Raw genomic sequence first — 15,900 nt, forward strand, 5'->3', positions numbered from 1 at the left:
TCCTCCGCGAACCAGACTGTATCGGCTAGGTGAATGCTATATTGTGGGCTGGAAGAACAACCAATTCTTTGTAGGTATCCTTTGATACCTTGCGGGTACTGAAAATGCGTCCGTCTCTTGAGCAACTGCGACACCTGCTGGCCTTGGCCGAAACCCGGCATTTCACGCGTGCCGCCGCCCGTTGTCACATTGCTCAACCACCTTTTTCCAGAAGTATTCGGCGACTTGAGGAAATCGTTGGCGTGCCGCTTGTTCGGCGAGAAAAAGGAGCGATCCGTTTAACACCTGCCGGCCAGACATTATCTGAGCGAGCCCAGGGTATTTTGGAAGCAGTAGATGAGGCGCTTAAAGAAACACGAACCCTTTCCAGCAACACGGACCGATTGCGAATCGGCTTCATCGAGTACGTTTACTTCCTGATGTCTCCTGTCGGGCTGGAAGATTTCGCTCGATTAACACCGGAACTTCGAATCGAGCCGCTTGACCAGACTGATCGCTCCCCGGATGAAGCTCTGTTCGCGGAGGAACTTGAGCTTGCCTTCGCAGCCGTTAGCAATCCAGAGGATGGCATCTGGCCGAAAGACATTCGGGTCAACAATATCGCCAAAGAATCCCTTGCCATAGTGGTGCAGAACGACCATCGCTTGGCCGGTCTGGCAGGGGTAGGGTTGAAAGACCTGGACAAAGAGCGGCTTGTGGTTTTTAGCCGAAATCACGCGCCTACCGTGTTCGATTCGGTACTGCGAGGATTGAGCCTTTATGGCATTGTCCCGCAAGTGGAGTTGGAGGTCGCTCTGTTACAAACGATGCTCAATGGAGTACGTTCTTTCAATGGTGTGGGTATCGTACCAGAGTCGATCGCAAGACATGATTTGCCCGGCCTCTCGGTTATCCCTCTTTCAGGTCCGGATGCACCGTCAGTCACCTTGCAAATACTGTGGCTTAAAAATCAGGAGCAACCGAACTATCGGGTATTTGCCCGATGGGTTGCGAAGAGCATTGAGCTGAAAACGGGCTTGCTCCCGCTTCTTACCTGGCCGGATGAGTCGGAGGTAGATATGAGTTCTACATGAGATATCAACTAAGCAGTAATTGGGACAGAAACTCCCAACGGTAGCCCCCTGGTCTGATGCTATGCTTGGAAGTGTACCGGGCCGGCGTTCGCTATGGCGTCTGTGCTCTGGTTTCCCGGTTTCAATAGCAAGGAGAGCTCTATGCTTGAACTGAGGCCCAATTGCGAGTGTTGCGACAAGGATTTGCCGCCGGATTCCACCGAAGCGGTCATCTGTACGTTCGAATGCACCTTTTGCAGGTCCTGTGCATCCGATGTGTTGAACCATCAGTGCCCGAATTGCGGCGGCAATTTTGCCCCTCGTCCTGTTCGTCTCTTTGCACTGCTGGAGAAGTTTCCAGCTTCGATGAACCGTATTCTGAATGCCCGCGGTTGCGGTGGGAGTCCGTAGCAAGACGCCGCCTGACTGAAATCCAACGGTAACGTTTCAGAGTGCAGTGAGACAAAGGGAGAAAACTCACAACCATGCTAATAGGAAAGCTCGCCTCATCGTCCGGTTTTTCCCGTGACACAATTCGGTATTATGAAAAGCTCGGACTGCTCGCGCCGGGGAAAGATCTCAAACGGCAGAACAATTACAAGGACTACCCACCGCAGGCCCTGGAGCGTTTGAACCACATTAGACAGCTAAAGGAGCTGGGCTTCACGCTGACTGAGATGAAAGAACTGTTTGAGGTGTTGGCGACAGTGTCCCGTCCCTGTGGAAATCTGCCGGAGCAGTTAGCTCAGAAGCTCGAACTGCTCCAGCGGAAGATCTCTCTCCTGAAAGAGTACCAGGAGAGACTGGTTTCGGTACGCCAGGCCTGCGATTCTGGTTGTGGCATCAGCGGTGGTCTGCCCACATGCTTTGCCACACGGAAAGCTTAGATCTTCTTGGCAGCAGTACCTTTGCACGAGCAATTGGTATGGCAACTCGGCTGTCTTTTCCTGAAGGCCAGATACAGGAACAGGATCAACGCGGCGATGGAAAATCCCAGGGCCGCCTGCTCCAGGTAGACCCCCAAACCGGCAATTGCTGTAAAACCGAAGGCAAGAGCAATCACCGGTATAGCACAGCAACCGACACATGCGGCGACGGCGGACCAGGCGAGTCGTTTGGTGGTGAGGATTGACGATTTCTTGGTCATGTTTACTCCAGATCCGTTAGAGAGGATCTGAACTGTAAACGGTGGAGCATACTCCACGGTCAAGCCTGCGCCCTAAAGAAACTGGAGACAAAGGGGGCAGTCACTACAGAATATCGGAATATCTGGGACAGGCACTCTCAATACTGACACTCTCAATACTTGCCGTCCTCTGAAACCATACAGGCGGTGGGCATTGGCGATCAGCCCTGGCTGACTCTGCCATCCTGATTGGCGTAGCCGCAAACTTTGCCGTTCCCGTTGAGCATTTTGGACTCCAGCCGCCCTTAGGCGAACGTGGAAAGCGGTATGTCTATATGGAAGCAGGCGCGTTGACGCAGAACGTCCACCTCCATGTCACTGATCTTGAGCTTGGTTGTGTGCTGGTTGCCGGCTTTGATGATCATGGGCTCTGGGAGCTTTAACGTTCTATTTACACAGGAGGTAATACGGTGGCCAAAAAGTTTGGGGAGCTGCTCCCGGAACACACGGATTTCATCAATGCCCAGCACCTGTACTTTGTCGGGTCCGCCGGCGCCGAAGGGTTGGTCAACATCTCACCAAAAGGCATGGATAGCCTCAGAGTTCTGGGGCCAGACAGACTGATCTGGCTCAACCTGACCGGCAGTGGCAACGAAACCGCAGCCCATGTGCTGGAAAACCACCGCATGACTCTCATGTTCTGCTCCTTCGACAAGCAGCCGCTGATTCTGAGGGTGTACGGCAAGGCAGTCGTCATCTATCCGAGAGACGACAATTGGCTTGGGCTGATTGAGCACTTCCCAAGCTACACCGGAGCACGCCAGATCTTTGACCTTAATATTGAGCTCGTACAGACGTCCTGCGGCTTCGCGGTTCCGTACTATACCTTCCTGGGCGAGCGGAACACCCTCACCAGCTGGGCTGAGAAGAGAGGGAGAGGAGGGGTGAAGGACTACTGGAAAGAGAATAACCTGGTGAGCCTGGATGGCAAGCATACGGGTATGGGTGAAGAGGTATAGTCAGGTGCTCAAGCACCCAGGCGGCTTCTATGTGTTCAGATCGCGATTCATCAGGTAACGAGCTTCCCCAAGCGATCATTCAGGTATCAATCCTGAAATCCTAGAAACGTGGGACAAATATGAACGCCACCCCGGGGTCAAATCTGCCTGTCGATGAAGTCCTCGGTAACGCCTACCCCTGAAAGATGAACAGGATGCCCCGTTGGGGCTCGTTCCTGACGGCTTCCTCGAAATTGATCAGCGGCTTCAGGGCCACGGGAAACTGCCTCAGGAACAGTTGCTCGGTCTGGGCCTGGATTGCCTCGGACAGATTGAAGGTTGGAGCCAATCGCTCCTTGATGCTGGTGTGATCAGAGGTTTCTGGCGTTTCCGCCATGGCCGCCCGCACGGGGTTAAGATCCACGTGAGCCATGCAGCTGAGCAATGCTTGCTCGGTCAACAGGGCTTGCGATTTGAAACGGGACTCCCAGAAATGTCCGGTACAGCCATCTTCCCGATTGGCCTCTTTGGCGATGGATTCGGTCAGGCACTTCATGAACCAGCTCAGATCCGTCAGGCGTTGACGATAGACAGCCACCATCCGCTCCACGTACCGGTGCTCTGCTTCATGTAAAACTTCACCTGTGAGAAAACGTTGGACGATGGGCGGCCCCTTGAACAGGCTGGTCCAGCAAGTCAGTACTTCCTCGTTGCTCCACGATTCCGTCTGCTCAGGACAGAGCTTCACCACCAGGTGATAGTGATTGGACATGACCGCGTAGGCACACAGGTCGATGGCGAACAGGGAGGACAGTAACCGAATCCGTTCCTCGATCCACTGGCGCCGATGCTCGTAGCTTATGCCGGTATGAGAGTCGAACCCCCATAAGAAGGTGCGCCGCACACAGCGGGAAACGACATGGTAGTAGGGCGTCTCGGCGACGGAGATGAGTTGTTCCCTGGGGCGAGTCATGCGTCCTTTAGCGGGCCGCAACGATTGCTGTATAAAAGCAGAGCGTGCTGCCGTCAGCAAGTATCCACACTAGCTACTGGGGTCAGGAGCCGCCCCCAACAACGTTACATTTGTCCGATCTGATTGTAATACAGCTCGAAAATCACATAGCTCAGTATGGGAAAGAGCACATCAAAGCTGATCCACCCTATGGCAACAATCGGAGTTCTGCGCTTAAAACGAATAATGTCCGTGACAAGCAGTATCAGGGCCGGAACGAAAACGGCGTATGCCATTGGATAGGCGAACATGAACACCCAATCCAGCGCCGGCGACCCGTCGATCAGTCTCCAATCAAAGGTCCTGGCGCTGTAAAGCGAAAGACAGGCAAGAAGCTGAATAACCAGCAACGTACGCAGGATTGCCATCAACGTAGCCCCTTCTGGAACAGAGATCGTGCCAGAAGATGGCGACGAGTCTGCCCATCTCCGTTTTCAACCGCGTAGTAAAAATGCCCCTCGCCCGATCCACTTCTCATCTGTGAGGCTAGGATAGGCACGGAGGTGATCAGTTCAGCATCGCTCATGCCAGCGTAAATCGGATCTCCATGCTGCTTGAGGTCTATGACGATGACGTTCCTGATGTGGGCATGGGTCCGAACGGCCCTGAGTAGACTTAAATTGATCGGGGCGCCGACCAAGACCAGGTGATCAACTTCTACCTGCAGATTGGCATAGTAGAGGGCAGTACGGGCAGCAATAACGGCTCCCCAGGAATATCCAATAAAGTTGAACTGTCCTCTCTGCGGTCGCTGGTTATTGATGCCAATCGTCTGGAGCGAGAAGTTTACGTCCCTGGGAGTGGACAATTCATAGCGAAGGACGTACCGGGCGCATTCTTCGCCCAGGCTGTTTCTTCCAGAGTATTCATGAACCACCAATCCCAAGGCACTGTACTTTCCTTCCACCTTGCACTGGTTCGTGTTGACCAACTGGAGGGCAATCGGGTCGTTTTTATCCTGATTGTAGAAAACAACCGCAGAAGCGTCGCCTAAGGTATCGAGAGATGAAGGCAGATGTTCATCGACGCCTTTGAATAAACCAGAGTAGTTGCCATAGGCCGGGTTCGAGATGCCCGCCTGGCGCAGGCTGGTGATCATATCTTCCTGATAACTTCCGTTCATCCCGGCGCCACCGAGAAAAACCGTCAATCCATTGGCCATCTTTTACATCCTGTAAAAAGCAGATCTTCACGTATGAAGCATATTCAGCTCACACCAAGACGGCAGAGAGTACCCCACCTTCCCCGGTCTACCAACCGAATAGCTCACGAAAATACAGGTTGAGTTGTGAACACCTGGGATCGATAACCGAGCCACGGGACAGACAGTCCCAAAACATTCAGCGGGTCGCAACGATTGCTGTATAAAACCCATTCAGCTTTCAGCAACTATCCCAATTAGCTACTAGTGCGGTAAGTGTTCTGCCCCGGATCGACAGTACCGATCCAGGGTATCTGGCATTGATTCGACGAACGGCCTCCCGCAAGCGAGTTCTATTTGTACTCTTCCGGATCCAGTTGGTTCATGAACGGCCTAACCGCTTCAATGTCTTCCGGCGGTACTGCTTCTGCCGCTGACCTCATCGCCCTTGCCCCAGCGGCCATCTCCCTGGCCCTTTCTTTCATGTATTCGGGCATGTCTTCTCCGTAATCAGCACTCATCATTTCTTCACTCATTGCACGTTCCTCAGCAGACATGTCCTGCATTGAGATGGCAATTTGCGCCAGGATAATGCGGTCTCCAACGTTCGCCCAATCCTCAACACTATCGAAACCGTGTTCAGTGACAGTCTTCTCCAAATGCTTACGAGCCTCAGGGAACTGCTCCAGCGCCGGAATGGCGCTGGACAGGGGACTGGTCATGTCCCTTATTTCCTCAGAAGCCTGCTGAAGTCCCGGGTAGTCATCGTCAAATCCGGCAAGGTCATCCCGCGTATCGAGGAAAGACTGTATCCGGGTACTGGTCAACGTTTCAGCCTGTGCAATTCCAGCCGCCAGCAGGCTGCTGACCATGGCACACATAATCAGAATTCTGGTAAAGGACCTGGATGTGAGGGAAATCACCTGCGTCATAAAAGACTCCTTGTGTATATTTGTTCAACTCGTCCATTGAGCCGGTCAATCTTGGAAGGGCTCGCGGCCAACCTTAACCCCGGGGGGTAGTTGCTTCAACCCGATTGGTCGCAGTCCACTGGAGCAGGCGGCGGTAACTGGGACGGGACGGATCAGGATCACAGGGACAGACACTCTCAAAAGAAACCTCAAATTGCTGGCATCAAACTCAGCGCCCGCAGCTACCAGAAGGTTATCGGACGTCGATTTGCGGTAGCCAACATCGAATTCGGGGTTTCCCGGACGACATCACTGGGACAGCCACTAATCAACAACGGTGCTCGGTAAGGCAATGAGCCGCCGCAGTGATCCGGGCTAATCCGCCCGGAGTCTCCGCGGCAAGACACTGATCAGCGGGTCAGCTCATTGAGCCAGGCCAGGACATCCTCCTGGACCTGTTCGCGGTTGGTTTCGTTCAGCAGTTCATGTCGGGCGTTATCATAGAACTCATGTTCAACTTTGGTCAGCCCCAGCTCTTCATAGCGCTCCAACAGTGCCCTGGTGGCCTCCAGGTTATTGCCTACCGGGTCCAGCTCTCCCTGAATGACCAGTACCGGCAGATCCTTGGGAATCTCCTGCTCGCGAGCAGGATCCCGAAGTTCCGCCATGCCATGGAAGAAATCCCGCACCAGCTCGTTGCTGAAGGCAAACCCTGAGAGAGGATCATCCACGTACTTCTGGACTTCCGCCTCATCACGGCTCAGCCACTGGAAGCCTGGTTCCTCGCTGAACGGCTTGTTGAAGTCGGTAAAAATACCGGCCCAGATCTCCGAATCCGCCAACGGCGCCTCCTCGGCAGCAGCGTCAACGGCGTCAAGCAGATCCTGGGGCGGCGGCGGGCCATAGGCGGTGCCGGACAGCACCAGGCCGTCGATCAGCTCCGGCCGGCGGGTAATGTAGTCCTGCGCCATGAACGAACCCAGACTGTGGCCGAAAAGCACCAGGTCTGCATCGGGATGTTGATCACGGATGATGGCGCTCAATTGCATCTCATCCTTGACGAAGTTATTCCAGGCGTCGGGGCCAGCGTCGCCCAGCTCTTCCGAACGCACAAGGGTACGACCATGACCACGATGGTCAGTGGCATAAACCGCATACCCGTGACGGTTCAGGAATTGGGCAAAACGGTCATAACGACTGCCATGTTCCGCAGCCCCGTGCACAACCTGCACCACGGCATGGGGCTGGGAGTCGGCTGCCCAGTACTGGTAGTGAACATCCGTGCCATCGGTTGCTTCCATCACTCGCCATTCATTGGCATCTGCCATTACCATACCTCCTGACAGCAATACGCCGAGAACAGCCATCATCACTTTGCCGGCAAGACTGTGGAAACCACGAAACTCTGTTCCTTGCATGTTCATTCTCCCGTTATTGTTGTTCGCATTAATGAACCTGATATTTTCGGAATTTTTCTTTTTACTGGCCCGACATTCGATACCGAATATAGCAGCGGAGGTCATGAACGCAACCTGAATGAGTGACACCGGCCCACTTCGGTCATAGCCAGGACCAGTCATTACGACAGAGTATTGCTACAGGGACAGTCACTCTCAAACATTCAGTTACAGAATTTCTCCGGCATTCCTGCAGAAAAACTTTATCATGGTGACCAGTCAAGCGAAGGCCGGGGACTTTCGGACCGTCTTCCATTTTCCCTGCTGATTTGATGAATACAGGCACACAGGGGCCGGATCACTCTATGTTTCGAGGCGTTGATGCCGAAAGAATACCGACTGTCGGCCAAACACCACGCTCAGAAAAAGCCCATGGATGATCCCGGCAGCAACCCCGCAACCAGTCGGACTCGCGCCTGGCAGTGGTGGCCGGGGATCTGTGTAATGCTGGCGTTGTTGTATGTTGTGTTGCCCTATGGACAGCTGGCCAGCATCGTTTACGTTCTCACCAGCGTGATCGCCGCGCTTTCCGTCGGATTTGCCGCGTATAGCCACCGCCAGCTGATTCAGCCACTGGCCTGGAAACTGATCGCTAGCGCGCTGTTTCTGGCCGCCATTGGCCATGGCATCTGGTACTGGCTCGATCTTCTCGGTCTTTCACCCTTCCCATCGGCTGCCGATATCTTCTACCTGGCGGTCTACCCGCTGTTCATGGGCGCCCTGTACGTGCTCGGGCGGCGGAAAGGGCATAGCGATGGCGCCCTGAGCGATGCGCTTATCGTGGGTACATCGGCGGCGGTCCTGGGCTGGATTCTGTTGATTGTTCCCTATCAGAACAATCCTGAACTCAGCACAAGTCAGCTCCTCATCTCGGCGGCCTACCCCGTGGCCGACCTGATCCTGCTCCCTTTCATCCTGTATCTGGTGTTCCTGCAGCGTGAACGGATCCTCGCCAATTCGTTTCTTCTCGTCGGCATGCTGTCCTATCTGGCCGCTGACCTGCTTTATGCTCACGGCAACCTGGTCGGCTGGTACGCTCCAGGCGGATTTACGGACAGCCTCTGGCTGCTGTCCTATGCACTCTTTGTCGCCGCAGCCCACCACCCTTCGGCCTCTGTCGGAACGCGCACTCGTACACCGAACTCGGAACTATCCCAACGCCGCATCGTCATCCTGGGGATAGCAACCATACTCGTACCAACGGTGATTCTTTTCCATGAAGGTACCAACACTGAAGCCGTGAAAGTTGCCGCCTTCGCCTCGATTCTGCTGTTTCTGCTTATGATGCACCGCATGGCGGGCCTGCTGACGGAAACTCAACGGCAAGCCGAGGCAGTTGAGCGGCTGTCCAAGCTCGACCCTCTGACCGGTGCTGCCAACCGGAGAGAGCTGGACAACGAATTGGCAAGGGAAATGGCCCGATCCGAGCGCCATGATGCGCCTCTGAGTCTGGCCTTTCTGGATCTTGATCACTTCAAGGCTTTCAACGACACCCATGGGCACTCGGCCGGAGACGCTCTTTTGCAGGAAGTGGTAACCGCCTGGCAGGAGGAGATGCGCTCAGCCGACCTGCTGGCCCGGTTTGGTGGCGAGGAGTTTGTCGCTATCTTTCCGGATACCAACAGGGGACAGGGTCGCAAGGTGCTTGAGCGTATGCTTGAACTCGTGCCCTACGGGCAGACCTCCTCCGCAGGGCTGGTAAGCCGTCAACCAGGTGACACGGCGGATACCATGATGCACCGTGCCGATCAGGCCCTTTATCGGGCCAAAGACCGGGGGCGCAACCAGGTCGTTTGCTCTTGAGTTCCCCGGAATCAACCGGGACCAACCGATTTCCTGTCCGTACATCGAGCTCCAGGGCCTGTTATCGCGCATAGTTGGCTGGCTTACTCTAGGATTGTCAGATGTGTGGTTCCGCTTACCGAAGGGGTATGACTTGGCCGGGAATCGTGTGTCGCCCGGATATGGCGTCTGGTTCAGGGCGTTGACTGTAAATCTGATAGGGCTGCTCTGGTCGTTGCCGGCCTGGGCTGACGAGTCTGAGGCACCAGCCGGGGAATCATTGACGGTCTCCGTTGCCGCACCCGCCTATTGGTGCCCCTATGCCTGTGAGGCGGACAAGGCGCGTTGGGGATTCGCGGTCGAGATTACCCGTATCGCTCTGGAAGCCTCCGGGCACAGCATCAATTATCGCAATCTGCCCTATGACCGCGCGCTTGTCGAAACCGCCAGGGGAGATGTAGACGCCATCGTACCCGCGTTCAGGGGTGAAACCCCGGGTTTCATCTTTCCCCGGCAGGCGGTGTCGGTGAGTGAGTACTGCTTTTACGTTTCCGAGGATGGCCCCTGGCGTTATGCCGGCCCTGAGTCACTGGACAGCATCCACTTCGCGGCGACATCCGGCTACAGTTATAACGAAGCCATTGACGCCTACATTGCCGCGAATCTGGACCAGGGTGCCACCCTCATCATGGGTGATGATATCCCCAGGCGGCTGCGCGACCTTGTCCGGATGGGACGGTTTGACGCACTTCTCGATGACCGCTTACTGCTTGATTACTCGGAAAATCACGCTGGCCTCGTTAACGCGGGCTGCCTTGAAGAACGCCACGCGGGTTACCTGGCGCTTTCCCCGCAACACCCTGATCGGTCAAAGGCTATTGCCCGGGCGTTCGACCGCGGCATCACAGAGATCCGGGCGGATGGACGGCTCTGCAAGATCCTCGACGATTACGGGCTCGACGCCGATTTCGTGCCGGGTGTGGAGCCGGCGGACTGTGGCTCAGATAGCCCTTGGCAAAGTCACGACGAGGAAACGTAGAAAAGAAACGTAAGAAACGCGGAAAGGCACGCAAGTACTTTGCGTACGTAACATTATTTCTCCCTCCCCAACCGTCTGATGGCAATTTCGCTCACCAGATAAGCCACCAACGCTAGTGCCAGCGGCAGAAGATAGAACACGGCCCGGTAGGCGATCAATGCTGCCAGTATGCGGGCCGGGTCCACCTTGTCTGCGAGTAATGCAAGAAAGACAGCTTCCAGCACCCCGAGAGCACCCGGCACATGGGTTATGATACCTGCAATACTGCTGATCAGAAGAACGCCCAGAAGGTAAAAAAAGCTGATCTCCGGATTCAGAAAAATGAAGATAACGGCACACATGAAAAGCCAGTGGGCGCAGGACGCCATCATCTGGAGAATCGCGATTTTTATGGAAGGCAAGGTAATGACCTGACCGCGGATATTCCAGGAGCGCCTGGCCCCAAACAGGCAGAGGCCCAGGTAGCCGAGAATAATCCCAATGAGGAGGGCTCCCACACCCGTCATGGCAAGGTTATTTTCAGGCCAGCCGAAAGGCATCGACACATTACCTGTGACAAATACGATGCCGGCCAGAAGGCCATAGCCGAGCCAGTTTGTAGTCAGGCTCATGCCCACAATGTGAGCAATATCCCCTTTCCCGACGCCGCGCTGGCTATACAGCTTGTAGCGAAAACCCAGACTTCCGATCAATGCTCCCAGGTTGAGCGTGAAAGCACAGCAGATGAAGGCAATTTTCATGGTGCCAGGTAAGGAAATGTCGTGCTTTACATAGTAGCGCCCGAAAAGATCGTAAGACGCGTAAGCCAGGTAAGAGGCCAGAGCCAGAGCGCAACCCATCAGGATAACGGATGGGGAGTAACCGGCAAGCGCGGTTTTTACAGCTTCCCAATCCGTTTTCTGGGCATGGTTTATAAGCAGCCAGACCACCAGGGCCAGGAAACCGGCCGTCACAAGGCGCCGGGCCCAAAGTTTCAGCACTTCAGGCCTGAACACGGCTTGTTTCAGAAACTTCTGCATTCCCTCGCCGGTGCCTATCCATGGTTTCGCCTGCGGTCAGAACCAGGCTTCCGGGAGCGGAGGTGACCCGGGCCAGTTTCGCTCGCTCTCTCCCGCTTATGAACCCAGGCGGTCAAACCGGGAAGATGGCGCACCAAGTGATAAGAGAGAAAACTGAGGAACCCCATCAACAAGGTGCGTTGTTCAAGCCAGGAATCATTGATTTTTATAACATTACTGCGGTTTATAAGATTCTCTATTGCCTCCTGAGTCTGACGATTGAAGTCGTAATCCCGAACAAAGATATTGGCTTCAAGATTCAGGAAAAAACTCAAAGGGTCGAGATTGCTTGATCCGATCGTTGCCCATTCATTGTCAAAAGCTGCGATTTTGGCATGCAGCCGACGCTCCCAGTATTCATACACCTGGATGTCTGATTTGACGAGAAAATCATAAATGGTGAAGGCAGCTCTTTTTGCCATTATGGAGTCCGGTTTGCCTTGAGTAAGAAGACGGACTTCAACGCCTCGGCGTGCTGCATCCCTGAGGGCTTTTAAAATTCGATAGCCTGGGAAAAAATAACAGTTCGCGATGGTGATGCGGTGCTCGGCCGCACGAATTCTTTCCAGATACTGGTCTTCAATGCTTGTCCGAAATCTGTCGTTATCCCTTGTAACGAGCTGCAGGGTGGCGTCCTGGCTTTGTATTTCGGAACCTGGATTTGCACCGTGGCGGACAAAGTCAAACTTCTTGTCAAACTGGGCCTGAATGGCTTGACGGGCGAATTGCTGGATATCCCTGACTATGGGGCCCTGTATCTCAGCAGCGTAATCCTGTTTGCACTCTGCATCGAATTCAGACAAATGATTGGCTTCCAGGTTGATCCCTCCCACGAACGCGGTATGGCCATCCGCCACCAGAATCTTACGATGTAACCGTTTGAAAATATTCGCTCTTATCCTCAGCCATTGGGGCTGAGGATGGTAGAGACGGAAGACAATGCCCGCCGCTCTCATTTCATCAATAAAGCTTTGTGGGAGAAAGTGCGTACCATACCCATCAGCCAGTACAGAAACCCACACCCCGCGACGGGCGGCATCTATCAATCCATGTTGAACTTTTCTACCCACGAGATCATCCCGAAGCATGAAAGTCTCGATCAGTATTTCCAGTTCAGCGGCATCAATAACTTCCAGGATCCTGGCGAAAAATTCATCGCCGTTCACCAACAAAGAGATCGAGTTTCCTCTTACCATCCCCTCGTTCATAGCGTGATTTCCGCAGCAAGCGGCGCATGGTCAGACAGGTGTGCCCAGGGCCTGTTAGGTAGTTTGATCGGCTCATGCTCGCTTACGCCCCGGACGTAGATTCGATCAAGGCGAAACAAAGGGAAAATCGCCGGAAAGGTTTTAGGGGGACCGCCCCATCTGGCCTCGAAAACGTCTGTCAGACCGCAGCTTGCCATCACCTTCCGTGCTTTTCCCTGCCAATCATTAAAATCGCCGGCGACAACAACCGGCTCGGACTCCGGTATTGAGCTCACAAGATCGCACAACTGTTCAAGCTGAGTTTGTCTATGTTTCTCCAGCAGGCCCAGGTGCACACAAAAAGCATGCAGTGGTTTGTCGCTATCATCAGGCTTGTCAATTCGGCAATGAAGCAGGCCGCGCTTCTCGGCCTTTGTGATTGACGCGTCAACATTCCTGTAGTCGATGATAAGGAACTTGGACATCAAGGCATTACCATGATGCCCCATTGGATAAACGGCGTTACGGCCATACGCATGGTGGGGCCAGATGGAATCCGCAAGAAACTCATAATGGGGGGCGTCAGGCCATCGCGCATGACGGAAAGCCTTTTTTTCATGGGCTCCCTGCACTTCCTGCATGAACACAACGTCCGCCGCAACTGCCCGCACGGCTTCCCGCAGCTCCGGCAACAGAAATTTACGGTTAAAATGGCCAAAACCCTTGTGGGTATTGAGGGTCAGTATCCTTAAGGCCAAGTGCCCTCCGGTCTCGGTCAGGAATGAAACAATAGTGGCCAAGGGTTTTAAGCCACCGTCTTTAGAGCATTCTAGAGGTGGTGACTGTCCTGCGCGACCACAGATTGGTGCCAGCCATTGAAACTATCCGCGGCCGGACTAAGTTTTAGTTAACAGGACATCAAAAATCAGACCCCGGGAGGAACGACATGTTGAACGTTAATCCAGACACCGTATGCAGGCTGATCGAGCTGGCCCAGGCCTATAACGTTCGTGAACCTGTCAGCATTCCGGAGGAAGGTAGCAACGCGGTCGATGACTGGTCCCAGCAAATGTTGGCCGATCACAGAGACAACACCAGCTATAGCGAGTTTGAAGCCATCGTCAAAGATCTGGAGCCCGATCAGCAGCATGAAGTGGTTGCCCTGCTCTGGCTGGGGCGAGGGGATTACGTACTGGATGAGTGGGACAGCATTGTGCAGCAGGCGAGGGATCAATGGTCGCCGGAAACAGCTCAATACCTGATCGATCATCCCCTGCTGGCCGACCATCTGCGTGAAGGGCTTGAGTTGCACGGTTACGACTGCAATGGCGCTGCTTGATCCTGAAGCCGGAAGGGCAACTGGCTATATGCTTCCCGGGTGGCCTTCCTCGGCGCTGGGTTAGCCAGGTCCAACCAGGCCAGCCAACCCCTGCAGCGGGCACAAATGGTGCAGACACTGCCGGTACTCACGGAATATTCTGCTGTTGAATACCTGAGTACCGTTACTGTCCGCTGGGATTACCATCAGTTTTGCATGGGGATGTCATTTTTCCATCGGAATCCCACGCCACCTGCCTGCCAGACACCGTCTTTATTGAGCGGGTGCGGCCCGGATATATTGATGTGTTGCGGCAATCCGAAGTGGGGCGCCAGATTCTGCTTCGACTTGATAGTGACACGATCCATGATTCTCAAACCCTGCTTTTCGGCAGGCAGATGAGCTTCAGGCGCCGCCCTGTGGGCCAGTGCCCAGTTATCGATGTATAGCAGATCGCCGTTGTCGTAGTGATAACGTATGCCGTATCCCTTTTCGAACGACGCATTCATCAGATCGTTATAGTCATTGAAAAGTTGCTTCATTTCATCTTCGTTCAGCAGTCGGAGCTGGTCAGTGGTTGCCGGTTGTTTCTGCAGTTGTTCGACAGGGACGCCGTGCTCCGGCAGCCTTTCGATAACAGCACCGGTCATTCCCAGATGAAGCCATACGCTTTTTCGCCCGGACACAGCGTGCGTGTGAACCAAAGGGTGAGTCACTCCGGTAGTGGAATTGACAGAGACAAGGCGTTGCCAGAATTCCTGCTTTGCCTCGGGAAGAACATCGAAGGCTGCCCCCTGATGGGCGAAGTGTGTACCGCCCCCGTGTTCAGGCGCGCGAGCCATGTAGTAGGCGGAATGGGAGAAAGTCCCGGCTTCAAAGCTGCCGTCGTTATGCCATTGCGGGCCAACCCCCAGAATGCCATGGCGGTTGTCGTTGGAGCAGCGAAAGATGTCTCTGTTCATTCCGGGGGTTGCAGGATGAACACCATGGGTAGAGTGGATTTCGCCAGCGCCCCACCATTTGCTCGCCTCAACCAGCTCATCCGCTGAGAGATCCGTCTGATGCTTGAACACGACGAAGCCCCGGTTCGCCATTTCCACGGCCAACGCCTCGATAACCGGCCCGGGGAGCCTGTGACGAACGTCAGCGCCATAGACTTCAACGCCCAGAGGCTCCAGTTGCTTGACTGTCAGACCTTCCTTTTCAATCAACGAAACACGGTGACCGTCCAGATCAGGGATTGTTGGTGACTTGTTGCTGAACTTTTCTGATGTCTTTGCCATAGTCGTGACTGGCCTCAACCGGTGAATTAAAGCCAGCCTAACTCAGAGTATTGCATTGCCAAACCCCCGGGATTCACGTACGGGGCGGCCGGATCGGTGGAGATATCAGGGCCAGGACAGAGGCTAATCCACGAATGGCAAGGACCGCCGGAACTCCAGGATTCGTGCGCCAGTTGGCGCAGGAGACCCGGAGGGAGGCCGCCGAACCAGCAGCGCCTGTTTCAGGTCGAGAAACGAATCGTACATCATGGCCTGAATATCCAGCAGGGCCTTCATGGGACTGCCGGCTACCCGGCGCCGGGCGTCGATGACAAACTGAATACCCCGCAGCCGGTGTTGATTGCTCCCTGAACTGCGGCAAATACAGTCCTCGATCAATTGCGCGCGCAATACCTCAAAGCCTTCCGGGTCACGCTGGGCCAGATCCCTGAGCTCGTCGAACGTGGGCATATCCATAACTTTCCTCCTTCCCTGGATTCAAGTAATAGACCGGAAAACACCAGCAGTACAGGGCATGTGTCTCGATATGTGTGTAT

The 15,900-nt window shown here is 54.6% G+C and carries 18 protein-coding genes; 7 read left to right on the forward strand and 11 right to left on the reverse strand.

The window, feature by feature from the left end; translation table 11 throughout:
- The first annotated feature begins 104 nt into the window (after window positions 1-104).
- The 3 genes from IE079_RS02560 (at window position 105) to IE079_RS02570 (ending at window position 1,939) form a co-directional block, all read left to right on the forward strand.
- Window positions 105-1,073 (forward strand): LysR family transcriptional regulator, encoded by a 969-nt coding sequence (locus IE079_RS02560; RefSeq protein ID WP_189572297.1) that lies wholly within the window; start codon window positions 105-107, stop codon window positions 1,071-1,073.
- Window positions 1,074-1,214: 141 nt separating this feature from the next.
- Window positions 1,215-1,463, forward strand: coding sequence for a DUF1272 domain-containing protein (locus IE079_RS02565; RefSeq protein WP_189572299.1), 249 nt, complete (start codon window positions 1,215-1,217; stop codon window positions 1,461-1,463).
- 74 nt (window positions 1,464-1,537) lie between these two features.
- Window positions 1,538-1,939 carry a MerR family transcriptional regulator gene (locus IE079_RS02570; RefSeq protein ID WP_189572302.1) on the forward strand — a complete coding sequence of 134 codons (402 nt, stop codon included), beginning with the start codon at window positions 1,538-1,540 and terminating at the stop codon, window positions 1,937-1,939.
- On the opposite strand, the gene IE079_RS02575 is transcribed toward IE079_RS02570, so the two are convergent.
- Window positions 1,936-2,199, reverse strand: a complete 264-nt coding sequence (locus IE079_RS02575) for a hypothetical protein (RefSeq protein ID WP_189572305.1) — start codon at window positions 2,197-2,199, stop codon at window positions 1,936-1,938. The genes IE079_RS02570 and IE079_RS02575 overlap by 4 nt on opposite strands.
- Before the next feature lie 449 nt (window positions 2,200-2,648).
- On the opposite strand from IE079_RS02575, the gene IE079_RS02580 reads away from it, so the two are divergent.
- On the forward strand, window positions 2,649-3,197 hold the full coding sequence (locus tag IE079_RS02580; RefSeq protein ID WP_189572307.1) for a pyridoxamine 5'-phosphate oxidase family protein: 549 nt from the start codon (window positions 2,649-2,651) through the stop codon (window positions 3,195-3,197).
- 172 nt (window positions 3,198-3,369) lie between these two features.
- Here the strand turns inward: IE079_RS02580 and IE079_RS02585 are convergent, their stop codons facing one another.
- From IE079_RS02585 to IE079_RS02605, 5 genes are all read right to left on the reverse strand, one after another.
- Window positions 3,370-4,149, reverse strand: coding sequence for a transposase (locus tag IE079_RS02585; protein ID WP_189572310.1), 780 nt, complete (start codon window positions 4,147-4,149; stop codon window positions 3,370-3,372).
- Between the two features lie 104 nt (window positions 4,150-4,253).
- Window positions 4,254-4,556, reverse strand: coding sequence for a hypothetical protein (locus tag IE079_RS02590; protein ID WP_189572313.1), 303 nt, complete (start codon window positions 4,554-4,556; stop codon window positions 4,254-4,256).
- A complete protein-coding gene (locus IE079_RS02595) occupies window positions 4,556-5,350 on the reverse strand; it encodes an alpha/beta hydrolase family protein (protein ID WP_189572316.1) in 795 nt (264 codons plus the stop codon). Before IE079_RS02595 ends, IE079_RS02590 begins: the two co-directional genes overlap by 1 nt.
- Before the next feature lie 332 nt (window positions 5,351-5,682).
- Entirely contained in the window at window positions 5,683-6,261 is a 579-nt protein-coding gene (locus tag IE079_RS02600) for a hypothetical protein (protein ID WP_189572319.1), read from the reverse strand.
- Between the two features lie 389 nt (window positions 6,262-6,650).
- On the reverse strand, window positions 6,651-7,658 hold the full coding sequence (locus IE079_RS02605) for an alpha/beta hydrolase (RefSeq protein ID WP_189572322.1): 1,008 nt from the start codon (window positions 7,656-7,658) through the stop codon (window positions 6,651-6,653).
- A 360-nt stretch (window positions 7,659-8,018) separates the two neighbouring features.
- On the opposite strand from IE079_RS02605, the gene IE079_RS02610 reads away from it, so the two are divergent.
- Window positions 8,019-9,500, forward strand: coding sequence for a GGDEF domain-containing protein (locus tag IE079_RS02610; RefSeq protein WP_227712263.1), 1,482 nt, complete (start codon window positions 8,019-8,021; stop codon window positions 9,498-9,500).
- Window positions 9,501-9,759: 259 nt separating this feature from the next.
- Entirely contained in the window at window positions 9,760-10,518 is a 759-nt protein-coding gene (locus IE079_RS02615) for a transporter substrate-binding domain-containing protein (RefSeq protein ID WP_227712264.1), read from the forward strand.
- 53 nt (window positions 10,519-10,571) lie between these two features.
- Here IE079_RS02615 and IE079_RS02620 read toward each other — a convergent pair whose 3' ends face one another.
- The 3 genes from IE079_RS02620 to IE079_RS02630 are packed head-to-tail and all read right to left on the reverse strand — an operon-like array spanning window position 10,572 to window position 13,563.
- Window positions 10,572-11,537 (reverse strand): lysylphosphatidylglycerol synthase transmembrane domain-containing protein, encoded by a 966-nt coding sequence (locus tag IE079_RS02620; RefSeq protein ID WP_189572332.1) that lies wholly within the window; start codon window positions 11,535-11,537, stop codon window positions 10,572-10,574.
- 14 nt (window positions 11,538-11,551) lie between these two features.
- Window positions 11,552-12,784, reverse strand: coding sequence for a cardiolipin synthase ClsB (clsB, locus tag IE079_RS02625; protein ID WP_189572335.1), 1,233 nt, complete (start codon window positions 12,782-12,784; stop codon window positions 11,552-11,554).
- Window positions 12,781-13,563 (reverse strand): endonuclease/exonuclease/phosphatase family protein, encoded by a 783-nt coding sequence (locus IE079_RS02630; protein WP_227712265.1) that lies wholly within the window; start codon window positions 13,561-13,563, stop codon window positions 12,781-12,783. The genes clsB and IE079_RS02630 overlap by 4 nt, the downstream gene beginning before the upstream one ends.
- Before the next feature lie 146 nt (window positions 13,564-13,709).
- On the opposite strand from IE079_RS02630, the gene IE079_RS02635 reads away from it, so the two are divergent.
- Window positions 13,710-14,102, forward strand: a complete 393-nt coding sequence (locus IE079_RS02635) for a DUF3775 domain-containing protein (RefSeq protein ID WP_189572339.1) — start codon at window positions 13,710-13,712, stop codon at window positions 14,100-14,102.
- A gap of 185 nt (window positions 14,103-14,287) precedes the next feature.
- On the opposite strand, the gene IE079_RS02640 is transcribed toward IE079_RS02635, so the two are convergent.
- A complete protein-coding gene (locus tag IE079_RS02640; protein WP_189572342.1) occupies window positions 14,288-15,364 on the reverse strand; it encodes a TauD/TfdA dioxygenase family protein in 1,077 nt (358 codons plus the stop codon).
- A gap of 123 nt (window positions 15,365-15,487) precedes the next feature.
- Window positions 15,488-15,820: a DUF3135 domain-containing protein gene (locus IE079_RS02645; RefSeq protein WP_189572345.1), complete on the reverse strand. Its 333-nt coding sequence runs from the start codon at window positions 15,818-15,820 to the stop codon at window positions 15,488-15,490.
- Window positions 15,821-15,900: the final 80 nt, after the last annotated feature.

The sequence above is a fragment of the Marinobacter zhanjiangensis genome (assembly GCF_014651935.1).
GTDB classification, from domain to species: Bacteria; Pseudomonadota; Gammaproteobacteria; order Pseudomonadales; family Oleiphilaceae; genus Marinobacter; species Marinobacter zhanjiangensis.

Bases quoted from the DNA above. Each gene is read 5' to 3' on its own strand.
- IE079_RS02640 (WP_189572342.1), bottom strand. From the start codon at position 15,364: ATGGCAAAGACATCAGAAAAGTTCAGCAACAAGTCACCAACAATCCCT.
- IE079_RS02565 (WP_189572299.1), top strand. From the start codon at position 1,215: ATGCTTGAACTGAGGCCCAATTGCGAGTGTTGCGACAAGGATTTGCCG.
- IE079_RS02585 (WP_189572310.1), bottom strand. From the start codon at position 4,149: ATGACTCGCCCCAGGGAACAACTCATCTCCGTCGCCGAGACGCCCTAC.
- IE079_RS02590 (WP_189572313.1), bottom strand. From the start codon at position 4,556: ATGGCAATCCTGCGTACGTTGCTGGTTATTCAGCTTCTTGCCTGTCTT.
- IE079_RS02635 (WP_189572339.1), top strand. From the start codon at position 13,710: ATGTTGAACGTTAATCCAGACACCGTATGCAGGCTGATCGAGCTGGCC.
- IE079_RS02605 (WP_189572322.1), bottom strand. From the start codon at position 7,658: ATGCAAGGAACAGAGTTTCGTGGTTTCCACAGTCTTGCCGGCAAAGTG.
- clsB (WP_189572335.1), bottom strand. From the start codon at position 12,784: ATGAACGAGGGGATGGTAAGAGGAAACTCGATCTCTTTGTTGGTGAAC.
- IE079_RS02560 (WP_189572297.1), top strand. From the start codon at position 105: ATGCGTCCGTCTCTTGAGCAACTGCGACACCTGCTGGCCTTGGCCGAA.
- IE079_RS02570 (WP_189572302.1), top strand. From the start codon at position 1,538: ATGCTAATAGGAAAGCTCGCCTCATCGTCCGGTTTTTCCCGTGACACA.
- IE079_RS02610 (WP_227712263.1), top strand. From the start codon at position 8,019: ATGCCGAAAGAATACCGACTGTCGGCCAAACACCACGCTCAGAAAAAG.
- IE079_RS02595 (WP_189572316.1), bottom strand. From the start codon at position 5,350: ATGGCCAATGGATTGACGGTTTTTCTCGGTGGCGCCGGGATGAACGGA.
- IE079_RS02575 (WP_189572305.1), bottom strand. From the start codon at position 2,199: ATGACCAAGAAATCGTCAATCCTCACCACCAAACGACTCGCCTGGTCC.
- IE079_RS02645 (WP_189572345.1), bottom strand. From the start codon at position 15,820: ATGGATATGCCCACGTTCGACGAGCTCAGGGATCTGGCCCAGCGTGAC.
- IE079_RS02620 (WP_189572332.1), bottom strand. From the start codon at position 11,537: ATGCAGAAGTTTCTGAAACAAGCCGTGTTCAGGCCTGAAGTGCTGAAA.
- IE079_RS02600 (WP_189572319.1), bottom strand. From the start codon at position 6,261: ATGACGCAGGTGATTTCCCTCACATCCAGGTCCTTTACCAGAATTCTG.